9 protein-coding genes are annotated in these 11508 nt (G+C 46.3%); 1 reads left to right on the top strand and 8 read right to left on the bottom strand.

Features of this window, described 5'->3' with window-relative positions; all coding sequences use genetic code 11:
* Positions 1–168 precede the first annotated feature (168 nt).
* The 8 genes from sucD to sdhC form a co-directional block, all read right to left on the bottom strand.
* Complete coding sequence (gene sucD / locus ATB76_RS24510; protein WP_038877586.1) at positions 169–1041, bottom strand: succinate--CoA ligase subunit alpha; 873 nt, start codon at positions 1039–1041, stop codon at positions 169–171.
* Positions 1041–2207, bottom strand: coding sequence for an ADP-forming succinate--CoA ligase subunit beta (sucC, locus tag ATB76_RS24505; RefSeq protein WP_061036239.1), 1167 nt, complete (start codon positions 2205–2207; stop codon positions 1041–1043). Before sucC ends, sucD begins: the two co-directional genes overlap by 1 nt.
* Positions 2208–2411: 204 nt before the next feature.
* On the bottom strand, positions 2412–3620 hold the full coding sequence (odhB, locus tag ATB76_RS24500; RefSeq protein ID WP_038865677.1) for a 2-oxoglutarate dehydrogenase complex dihydrolipoyllysine-residue succinyltransferase: 1209 nt from the start codon (positions 3618–3620) through the stop codon (positions 2412–2414).
* A 28-nt stretch (positions 3621–3648) separates the two neighbouring features.
* Positions 3649–6474 carry a 2-oxoglutarate dehydrogenase E1 component gene (sucA, locus tag ATB76_RS24495; RefSeq protein ID WP_038877581.1) on the bottom strand — a complete coding sequence of 942 codons (2826 nt, stop codon included), beginning with the start codon at positions 6472–6474 and terminating at the stop codon, positions 3649–3651.
* 92 nt (positions 6475–6566) lie between these two features.
* Positions 6567–7277 carry a succinate dehydrogenase iron-sulfur subunit gene (locus tag ATB76_RS24490; RefSeq protein ID WP_038865681.1) on the bottom strand — a complete coding sequence of 237 codons (711 nt, stop codon included), beginning with the start codon at positions 7275–7277 and terminating at the stop codon, positions 6567–6569.
* Positions 7278–7295: 18 nt separating this feature from the next.
* Entirely contained in the window at positions 7296–9062 is a 1767-nt protein-coding gene (gene sdhA, locus ATB76_RS24485) for a succinate dehydrogenase flavoprotein subunit (protein WP_061036238.1), read from the bottom strand.
* The gene (sdhD, locus tag ATB76_RS24480) at positions 9063–9407 is read right to left on the bottom strand and encodes a succinate dehydrogenase, hydrophobic membrane anchor protein (RefSeq protein WP_038865684.1); all 345 of its coding nucleotides are present in this window, start codon (positions 9405–9407) and stop codon (positions 9063–9065) included.
* Positions 9401–9793, bottom strand: a complete 393-nt coding sequence (gene sdhC, locus ATB76_RS24475; protein ID WP_005446421.1) for a succinate dehydrogenase cytochrome b556 subunit — start codon at positions 9791–9793, stop codon at positions 9401–9403. Before sdhC ends, sdhD begins: the two co-directional genes overlap by 7 nt.
* 395 nt (positions 9794–10188) lie before the next feature.
* On the opposite strand from sdhC, the gene ATB76_RS24470 reads away from it, so the two are divergent.
* Positions 10189–11478 (top strand): citrate synthase, encoded by a 1290-nt coding sequence (locus ATB76_RS24470; RefSeq protein WP_038865686.1) that lies wholly within the window; start codon positions 10189–10191, stop codon positions 11476–11478.
* Positions 11479–11508: the final 30 nt, after the last annotated feature.

The following is an 11508-nucleotide window of genomic DNA, read 5'->3' as shown; positions in this document are numbered from 1 at the left end:
CTTTTCTAAATAACTAGATGACGTACCATTTAAGCATTGTTTAGCAATGACACATTTTAGCTCGCGGCTATATTTGGACATAAAAAGACCCTCAATAATTGGTGTCCAACTATTGGGGGTCAGTTCAAAATCGCAGGCTTTTTAATGCTTTTGTATTGGTTTGGCTTCTTACCAACCAGTCACTTCACGTAGACCTTTGCCAATCTCTGCTAGAGATTTAACAGTCTTTACGCCTGCCGCTTCTAGAGCTGCGAATTTGTCTTCGGCAGTACCTTTACCACCAGAGATGATCGCACCTGCGTGCCCCATACGTTTACCAGGAGGAGCAGTAACACCTGCAATATAAGAAACCACTGGCTTAGTTACGTTCTCTTTGATGAACGCCGCAGCTTCTTCTTCCGCAGTACCACCGATTTCACCAATCATTACGATTGCTTCAGTTTCCGGGTCTTCTTGGAACAGTTTTAGGATATCAATAAAGTTTGAACCTGGGATTGGGTCACCACCGATACCAACACATGTAGACTGACCGAAGCCTTCATCTGTTGTTTGTTTAACTGCTTCATAAGTAAGAGTACCGCTGCGAGATACGATACCTACTTTACCTTTCTTGTGGATGTGACCAGGCATGATACCAATCTTACACTCGTCTGGAGTGATAAGACCTGGACAGTTAGGACCGATCATGCGAACGCCAGTTTCTTCTAGCTTCACTTTAACGTCGATCATATCTGTTGTTGGGATACCTTCAGTGATCGTTACGATCAGCTCGATACCTGCGTCAATCGCTTCTAGGATTGCATCTTTACAGAAAGGTGCTGGTACGTAGATAACGGTTGCTGTCGCGCCAGTTACTTCTACAGCTTCACGTACTGTGTTGAATACAGGAAGACCAAGGTGAGTTTGACCACCTTTACCAGGAGATACACCACCAACCATTTGCGTACCGTATGCGATAGCTTGCTCTGAGTGGAATGTACCTTGACCGCCAGTGAAACCCTGACAGATTACTTTAGTGTCTTTGTTAATTAATACAGACATTATTTAGCCTCCGCAGCAGCAACAACTTTCTGAGCAGCATCTGTTAGAGATTCAGCTGCAATGATATCAACGTCAGAATTCGCAAGTACTTCGCGACCTAGGTCTGCGTTTGTACCTTCTAGACGAACAACTACAGGAACTGTTACGCCTACTTCTTTAACCGCACCGATAATACCTTCAGCGATCATGTCACAACGAACGATACCACCGAAGATGTTTACTAGTACTGCACTAACATTGTCATCAGAAAGGATGATCTTGAATGCTTCAGCTACACGCTCTTTTGTCGCGCCGCCACCTACATCAAGGAAGTTTGCTGGCTTGCCGCCGTGTAGGTTTACGATATCCATCGTACCCATTGCAAGGCCTGCACCGTTAACCATACAGCCAACGTTGCCATCAAGAGCTACGTAGTTCAATTCCCACTGAGCTGCGTGTGCTTCACGCTCGTCTTCTTGTGAAGGATCGTGCATTTCACGAAGCTTTGGCTGACGGTACATTGCGTTTGAGTCAATGTTAATTTTGCCGTCAAGGCAAAGAAGGTTACCTTCACCTGTAATGACAAGCGGGTTGATTTCTAGTAGCGCTAGGTCGTACTGAGAGAACATCGCGCCAAGACCCATAAAGATCTTAACGAATTGTTTGATTTGATCGCCTTCAAGGCCAAGTTTGAACGCTAGCTCGCGACCTTGGAAAGCTTGAGGGCCGACAAGTGGATCGATTGCCGCTTTATGGATTAGCTCCGGCGTTTCTTCCGCAACTTTTTCGATTTCTACACCACCTTCAGTCGAAGCCATGAAAACGATCTTACGAGTTGCACGGTCTACAACCGCACCAAGGTAAAGTTCGTTCGCAATGTTAGATGCTTCTTCTACAAGGATTTTAGTAACAGGCTGACCATTTGCGTCTGTTTGGTAAGTAACCAAGTTCTTACCTAGCCATTTTTGTGCGAATTCTTTTACGCCGTCTTTTGTATCGTGTAGTTCTACGCCGCCCGCTTTACCGCGACCACCAGCGTGAACCTGACATTTAACGACTTTCTTTTCAGTAGTGATGCGACCCGCCGCTTCGAAAGCTTCTTGTGGCGTATCACATGCGTAGCCTTCTGGTACAGGCAAACCGAATTCTGCAAACAGCTGTTTGGCTTGGTATTCGTGCAAATTCATTTTGATATTCCGTTTGTTTATCCCTTAGGGGATTTATTATTTCCATAACGCCGCTTCATGCGGTACGTCTGTAGGGTCTTCTCAAATCAACTGCTTATAATTTTATATCGGGGGCAGTTCAAATGAAGGCCAGACGCTGAGCCAGTCTAGCCTTGGATGCTGTAGACGTCGAGCCATCAAGGATAACTCGACGTTTTAGCGATATTAAACGTCTAATAACAGACGCGCTGGATCTTCTAGTAGCTCTTTAATGGTTACCAGGAAGCCCACTGACTCACGGCCATCAATCAAACGGTGGTCGTAAGATAGTGCTAGGTACATCATCGGCAAGATTTCTACTTTGCCATCAACCGCCATTGGACGCTCTTGGATTTTGTGCATACCCAAGATTGCCGATTGTGGTGGGTTAATGATTGGCGTAGACATCAATGAACCAAATACACCGCCATTAGTGATAGTGAAGTTACCGCCCATCAGTTCATCAACGGTTAGCTTGCCGTCACGGCCTTTGATTGCTAACTCTTTGATGCCTTTTTCGATGTCAGCAAAACCTAGTGTGTCACAGTCTTTTAGTACTGGCGTCACTAGACCACGTGGCGTAGATACTGCCATGCTGATGTCGAAGTAGTTGTGGTAAACGATATCATCACCATCGATAGATGCGTTCACTTCTGGGTAACGTTTTAGTGCTTCTGTTACTGCTTTCACGTAGAAAGACATGAAACCAAGACGAGTACCGTGGCGTTCTTCGAACTGGTCTTTGTATTGCTTACGAAGGTCCATGATTGGCTTCATGTTCACTTCGTTAAACGTAGTTAGCATTGCCGTGTTGTTCTTCGCTTCTAGAAGACGGTTTGCCACTGTCTTACGTAGACGCGTCATTGGAACACGTTTTTGGCTGCGAGCCGCTGCAGGCGCTTCAACGGCTGCTGGAGCTTCCGCTTTTGGTGCCGCTTTTGCATTTGCAAGGTGCGCTTCAATGTCTTCTCGAGTAATACGACCGCCAACACCAGAGCCTTTCACTTGGCTAGCTTCAAGGCCGTGCTCAGCAAGAAGACGACGAACCGCTGGGCTTAGCGCATCGTTGCTCTCTTCTGTCAGCGTTGCTTTGTGACGCTTATCAGGAGACGCTTCTTTGTCTTCTGTTGAGTCTGTTGTCGGCTCACCCGCTACCGCGCCTGGCTTAAGTTTTGCAAGCAGTTGTTTAGAAAGTACCGTCGCACCTTCTACTTCAATAATGGCTTCTAAGACGCCAGCTTCCGGAGCTGGAACTTCAAGCACAACTTTATCGGTTTCGATATCAACCAGAACTTCATCACGCTCTACCGCGTCGCCTGGTTGTTTGTGCCATGTCGCTACGGTTGCGTCAGCAACTGATTCAGGTAAATCTGGAACCAGAATTTCAATTGTCATATCTGTTTCTTCCTTTAACTTCTAGTTCTTAATTCGAAGTTTTTGAGTTCACGTTCAGAGCGTCTTCAACCAACGCTTTTTGTTGTTTCAAGTGCACCGACATGTAGCCTACTGCTGGCGAAGCAGAAGCTGGGCGACCTGCGTATTTAAGATCTGCACCTGCTGGAATTGCAGCACGGAAGTTGTGTTGACTGCAGTACCAAGCACCTTGGTTTTGAGGCTCTTCCTGACACCAAACAAAATCTTCAACATTCGTGTATTGTTCGATGGCAGCTTGTACTTCATCCAGAGGGAATGGGTACAGTTGCTCAACACGTACAATAGCAACATCATCTTGTTCGTTGTTGCGACGTTGTTCTAGAAGGTCGAAGTAAACCTTACCTGAACAGAACACAACACGTTTCACTTTGCTCGGTTCCAGATTATCAATCTCAGGAATCGCTGGTTGGAATGTGCCATCAGACAATTCTTCCAACGTTGAAGTACAAAGTGGATGACGCAGTAGCGACTTAGGTGACATAACAATCAGTGGGCGACGCATAGGGCGCACCACTTGGCGACGAATCATGTGATAAACCTGTGCTGGCGTAGATGGCACTACAACCTGCATATTCTGTTCAGCACATAATTGTAGATAACGCTCAAGACGCGCAGATGAGTGCTCAGGACCTTGACCTTCGTAACCGTGAGGTAGCAACATCGTTAGACCACATAGGCGTGCCCATTTTTGTTCACCTGATGAGATGAACTGGTCAATCACGACTTGTGCGCCGTTTGCAAAGTCACCGAATTGAGCTTCCCAAATAGTCAAACCACTTGGTTCTGCTGTTGCATAACCGTACTCAAACGCCAATACTGCTTCTTCTGACAACACAGAGTCAAACACTTGGAATGGACCTTGTTTGTCATGAATATTCGCCAGCGGAATGTATGTACTTGCATCATTTTGGTTATGCAAAACAGAGTGACGGTGGAAGAACGTACCACGGCCAGAATCCTGACCCGAGATACGAATACGCTTGCCGTCATCAACGATCGTAGCGTATGCCAGAGTCTCAGCCATGCCCCAGTCAATTGCTTTTTCACCACTGATCATTGCAGAACGATCGTTATAAAGCTTGTTTACGCGGCTTTGCAGTTTATGACTATCAGGGTATTGAATTAGGCGCTGACCAAGCTCTTTAAGGCGAGTCTCATCAAATTTGTTGTCCCAATCCACATCCCAGTCGTGACCAAGGTATGGAGACCAGTCAACCGAATGCAACGCCATTGGACGCCATTCTTTCACCACAACTTCGCCTTTATCTAGCGCGTCGCGGTATTCATTGACCAATTGCGTCGCGACTTCAATGTCTGATTCGTTTTTATCGATCAGTACATCTGCATAAAGCTTACGAGGCGTTGGGTGCTTCTTGATTTTTTGGTACATCAATGGCTGAGTTGCGTTTGGCTCATCGGCTTCGTTGTGACCATGACGACGGTAACAAACCAAGTCAATGACAACATCACGTTTGAACTCATTACGGTAATCCAGTGCAATACGGGTAACGAATGCTACCGCTTCTGGATCATCAGCATTAACGTGGAAAATCGGAGCCTGTACCATCTTAGCGATATCTGTACAGTACATGGTAGAGCGTGTATCGCGAGGGTTTGATGTTGTAAAACCAACTTGGTTGTTTACAACAATACGCACCGTACCACCAACACAGAAGCCACGAGCAAGAGACATGTTGAACGTCTCGGCAACCACACCCTGTCCTGCGATCGCAGAGTCGCCATGAATAGTAATAGGAAGTACGCGACTGCCCTCAAAATCACCTAAGCGATCTTGACGAGCTCGTACAGAGCCAATAACTACTGGATTTACAATCTCAAGGTGAGATGGGTTAAAGGCTAACGCAAGGTGAACATCACCACCTGGCGTCGCAAAGTCAGCAGAGAAACCTTGGTGGTACTTAACATCGCCAGTACCCCATGTATCATCGTGCTTGCCCGCAAACTCATCGAACAAATCTTGTGGCTTCTTACCTAGAACGTTAACCAACATGTTTAAACGTCCGCGGTGAGCCATACCGATCACAACTTCACGCATACCGCTTGTACCAGCATGTCGAATCAGTTCTTTCGTCATCGGAATCAGTGCATCGCCACCTTCTAGCGAGAAGCGTTTCGCCCCTGGGAATTTTGCGCCCAAGTAACGCTCTAGACCTTCAGCAGCCGTTAGCTCCTCAAGAAATGTACGCTTTTCGTCTTTATCGAAAGATGGCTGACCAACGACAGACTCTAAACGCTGTTGAATCCAACGTTTTTGTTCTGTGTCTGTCATGTGCATGTATTCTGCACCAATCGAACCACAGTAGGTTTTCTTAAGTGCTGAGTAGATATCTTTTAACTGCATGGTTTCTTGGCCGACGGCGAAAGAACCTACGTTAAAAGTTTCTGCGAAGTCATCTTCGGTGAGATTGTGGAATGCAGGGTCTAGCTCCGCCACAGGTGGACGTTGCCATAGACCTAGAGGATCGAGCTCTGCAGCTTCATGACCGCGGAAACGGTATGCGTTGATAAGCTGGAGAACTTTTACTTGCTTAGCGTCGACATCTGGATCACTAACTTGGACACTGTAATGCTTTGTTTCTTGAGCGAGTCGTCGGAAGTAGTCGCGGACACGCGAGTGTGGCTGATCAGCCACTTCTTCTGAGTTCTTTGGCAACTCATCGAATACACGTTTCCACTCCTCACTTACCAGATCGGGGTCACTTAGATACAGTTCGTAGAGGTCTTCTACATACGTTGCATTGGCGCCAGCCAAGTGTGAAGACTCGAGCCATGCCTTCATCACGCCGTTGTGCATATTTTCCCTTAACCAGTAGTTTTCACGTTTGCTGCGGTCTGCGCCGAGCTATTAAGAGCCGACCCATTAGGTCGGCAATTTTTTGTTGTTAATTAAATCGAACGATTGACCAACATCGACTTGATATGACCGATGGCTTTCGTTGGATTTAGCCCCTTAGGACAAACACTTACACAATTCATGATGCCATGGCAACGAAAAACGCTAAATGCATCATCGAGATCGGACAAACGTTCATCAGTCGCTGTATCTCGGCTATCAATTAACCAACGATAGGCCGCTAAAAGACCAGCAGGGCCGATAAATTTATCAGGGTTCCACCAGAAAGACGGACAAGATGTCGTACAACATGCACACATAATACATTCGTACAAGCCATCTAGATGCGCACGCTCATCAGGCGATTGTAAGTTTTCACGAGACGGTGGAAGAGCACCATCGTCAATCAAGAAAGGCTTAACTTTCGCATAGTTATCGTAGAACTGAGTCATGTCAACGATAAGATCACGTACAACAGGCAGACCAGGTAATGGTCGAATGACGAGCTTATCGCCTTTCAAAGCAGATAAAGGTGTAATACACGCTAATCCGTTTTTACCATTCATGTTAAGGCCATCAGAACCACACACACCTTCACGACATGAACGACGGAATGCAATGCTAGGGTCTTGCTCCTTCAAAAGGATCAAGGCATCCAGAAGCATCATGTCTGATCCTTCTTCAACCTCAAGCGTGTAGTCTTTCATGTACGGCTTTTGGTCGACATCCGGGTTGTAGCGGTACAAAGAGAAATTCAGTTTCATAATATTACCCTCCTTTCCTTAGTACGTACGTGCTTTTGGCGGAAATGCTTCACGATGGATTGGCTCCATGTTTACACCACGTTTAGCCATTGCTTCCGTTTCCGGGTTGTAGATTGAGTGGCATAGCCACTGCTCATCATCACGGTCTGGGAAGTCAAAGCGAGCATGTGCACCACGGCTTTCTGTGCGGTAGTTTGCTGCTACAGCTGTTGCGTATGCTGTTTCCATCAAGTTCTCTAGTTCTAGACACTCAATACGTTGAGTGTTGAACTCTGTCGATTTGTCAGCAAGGTGTGCGTTCTTCAGACGCTCACGGATAACTTTAAGCTCTTCAAGACCTTTAGCCATTGCATCACCTTCACGGAATACCGAGAAGTTGTTTTGCATACATTGTTGTAGGTCTTTACGAATTTGCGCTGGATCTTCACCGTCAGTGCTATTTTCCCAACGGTTGTAACGCTCAAGTGAACGTTCAATGTCTGCTTCAGTTGCAGGTTTCGCATCAGCTTGTTTAAGCAGTGTTTCACCTAGGTGCAGACCTGTTGCACGACCAAATACCACCAGGTCTAGTAGTGAGTTACCACCAAGACGGTTGGCACCGTGTACTGATACTGATGCAATTTCACCACAAGCGAATAGGCCTTGAACTTCAATATCCGCGCCGCTTTCATCTTGCTTAATCGCTTGGCCTGATACCTGAGTAGGAATACCACCCATCATATAGTGACACGTAGGAATTACTGGGATTGGCTCTTTGACCGGATCAACGTGCGCAAATGTACGAGACAACTCACAAACGCCCGGTAAACGAGACTCCAGTGTATCTTTACCTAGGTGATCAAGTTTCAATTTAATATGTGGACCCCAAGGGCCATCACAGCCACGACCTTCACGGATTTCAATCATCATTGAACGTGCAACCACGTCACGACCAGCAAGGTCTTTCGCGTTTGGTGCGTAACGCTCCATGAAGCGTTCGCCGTCCTTGTTTAGAAGGTAACCACCCTCACCACGACAACCTTCGGTTACAAGAACACCTGCGCCAGCGATACCCGTTGGGTGGAACTGCCACATTTCCATGTCTTGCATTGGGACACCAGCACGAAGTGCCATACCAACACCATCACCAGTATTGATGTGCGCGTTAGTCGTTGATGCGTAAATACGACCTGCACCACCCGTTGCTAAGATGGTTGCTTTCGATTTGAAGTAGCACACTTCACCCGTTTCCATGCATAGCGCCGTACAGCCTAGAACAACACCATCTTCATTTTTAACGATATCAAGAGCATACCACTCAGAGAATACCGTTGTTTTGTGCTTGATGTTTTGTTGGTATAGCGTGTGCAGGAGTGCGTGACCAGTACGGTCAGCCGCTGCCGCTGTACGCGCAGCTTGCTCGCCACCAAAGTTCTTTGACTGGCCACCAAACGGGCGTTGATAAATAGTGCCGTTATCAAAACGAGAGAAAGGAAGACCCATTTTCTCTAGCTCGATAACAGATTCAGGACCGTTCTTACACATGTATTCGATTGCGTCTTGGTCACCGATATAATCAGAACCTTTAACCGTATCGTACATGTGCTGTTCCCAATGATCTTCGTGCGCATTACCTAGCGCAACCGTAATACCACCTTGAGCAGAAACAGTGTGTGAACGTGTTGGGAAAACTTTAGATAGCAACGCACATGACAGGCCTTGCTCCGAAATTTGTAGTGCAGCGCGCATACCCGCACCACCAGCGCCGATTACTACGGCATCAAACTCACGAACTGGAATAGACACTTACGCACCCCACAGAATAAATAGACCAGAGAAGACATAGCCGAATAAAACGGCAATAACACCAAGTTGCAATGCACCACGAAGTATCGCGGGCTTAATGTAATCCGTTAACACCTGCCACAAACCAACCCACGCGTGAATTAGGATTGAGACTAAGGCCAACATGGTGAAAACTTTGGTGAACGTACCACCAAAGAATTGGGTCCAAGATGCGTAAGAGATATCTGAGAAAGCGCAGAAGCTAATCAGATAAATCGTGTATAGCGTCATAATGATTGCTGATGCACGAATCAATAAGAAATCGTGGACACCATTACGACCAAATGAAGAGACGTGTTTTACCATACCAAGATCCCCGCCAATAGTGATAATACTGCAGTAGCACCAAATGCGACTTTAGCGCTCATCGCGCCTGAATCGAGTTCTTCGAAATGGCCTAGGTCCATCAACAGGTGACGGACACCACCAGCGATGTGGTAGGCAAGTGCAGTTAGAATTCCCCACAGAATGAATTTCACGAAGAAGCTATCGACGATATCAGCGGCTTCCATAAAACCCATCGGGGATGACAGAGAAATGGACAGTAACCAAAGCAATATGCCCACCGCAACAAACGTAATCACACCCGACACACGATGTAGGATGGACGCGATTGCTGTGATGGGAAAGCGGATGGTCTGTAAATCTAAATTAACAGGTCTTGACTTTCTTTCTTTCACGGGCTTGCTCACTCAGCTCCATTGAGCATTTATTGTTATAACCAATTTCAGCTTCCAAACGTACAAAAGTTAACATTTGATTAACAAATACTCGCAATATGCTCGGAGATAATTGTAAACACTTTGTTAACAAACGGAGTCAGTAAACAAACCTCACTTTTGTTTCCAGCCCCGAATTTATAAGGATTTAACTAAAATTTTCTGTGCCAATATACGGCCAGCAACATTCTAATACAATTGATGTAACAAATTATGCTACATAGAACAGATTTTTAACGATTTTCATGAGAAAAATCATAACAAGTGCACACAAAAATGGAGAAAAATTGACTTTAAGCTTTAACAACAGTACAAAAATGGCACATAAACATCCTGGACGGATTAAATAATAAACAAAGGAGATTGTTATGGCGGATAAGAAAGCTACCCTTCACGTTGAAGGTCATGCGCCGATCGAACTGCCAATTATGGACGGTACGCTAGGTACACCTGTGATTGATGTTCGTAAACTGGGAGCCAATGGTTACTTTACTTTTGACCCAGGTTTTCTTGCCACTGCATCTTGTGAATCATCAATCACGTACATCGACGGCGGCAAAGGTATTCTTTTGCACCGCGGCTACCCGATTGATCAATTAGCCAATAACGCAGATTACTTGGAAGTATGTTACATCCTGCTTTATGGTGAAGCCCCTACCCGTGAGCAATACGAGCAATTCAAAACAACGGTTACTCGCCATACGATGGTGCATGAACAAATCGCAAGCTTCTTCCATGGCTTCCGACGTGATGCACACCCAATGGCAGTAATGTGTGGTGTGGTTGGTGCACTAGCGGCCTTCTACCACGATTCACTCGATATCAACAACGACGAGCACCGTGAGATCGCGGCGTACCGTCTGCTGTCTAAAATGCCAACATTGGCGGCGATGTGTTACAAGTACTCTATCGGTCAGCCATTTATCTATCCTCGTAACGACTTAAGCTACGCAGAAAACTTCCTACACATGATGTACGCAAACCCATGTGAAGAATACGAAGTAAACCCTGTTGTTGCTCGTGCGATGGATAAGATCTTCACGCTTCACGCAGATCACGAACAAAACGCATCGACATCAACGGTTCGTTTGTCCGGTTCTTCTGGTGCGAACCCGTTCGCATGTATTGCCGCAGGTATTGCTTCTCTATGGGGTCCTGCTCACGGTGGTGCAAACGAAGCATGTCTGAAGATGCTTGAAGAGATCGGAAGCGTAGATAACATCCCAGAGTACGTAGAGCGTGCAAAAGACAAAGATGATCCATTCCGTCTAATGGGCTTCGGTCACCGCGTTTACAAAAACTACGATCCACGTGCAACGGTAATGCGTGAAACATGTCACGAAGTGCTAAAAGAGCTAAACATCAAAGATCCACTGCTAGACGTTGCAATGGAACTTGAGCGTATTGCACTTTCTGACGAATACTTCGTGTCTAAGAAGCTATACCCGAACGTCGACTTCTACTCAGGCATCATCCTAAAAGCGATCGGTATTCCTGTATCGATGTTTACGGTAATCTTCGCGATTTCTCGTACTATCGGTTGGATTGCTCACTGGAACGAAATGCACAGCGACCCACTAAACCGTATCGGTCGCCCTCGTCAGCTATACACTGGTGAAACTCAACGTGAGTTCTCTCCACTGCACGAGCGTGAGTAGGCGTTAGAATCGAGAATCGAGAATCGAGAA

Source organism: Vibrio sp. MOR3 (assembly GCF_001557775.1).
GTDB classification, from domain to species: domain Bacteria; phylum Pseudomonadota; class Gammaproteobacteria; order Enterobacterales; family Vibrionaceae; genus Vibrio; species Vibrio jasicida.
Note: the sequence above shows the minus strand (reverse complement) of the source record. Positions and strands in the feature narration are given on the sequence as shown.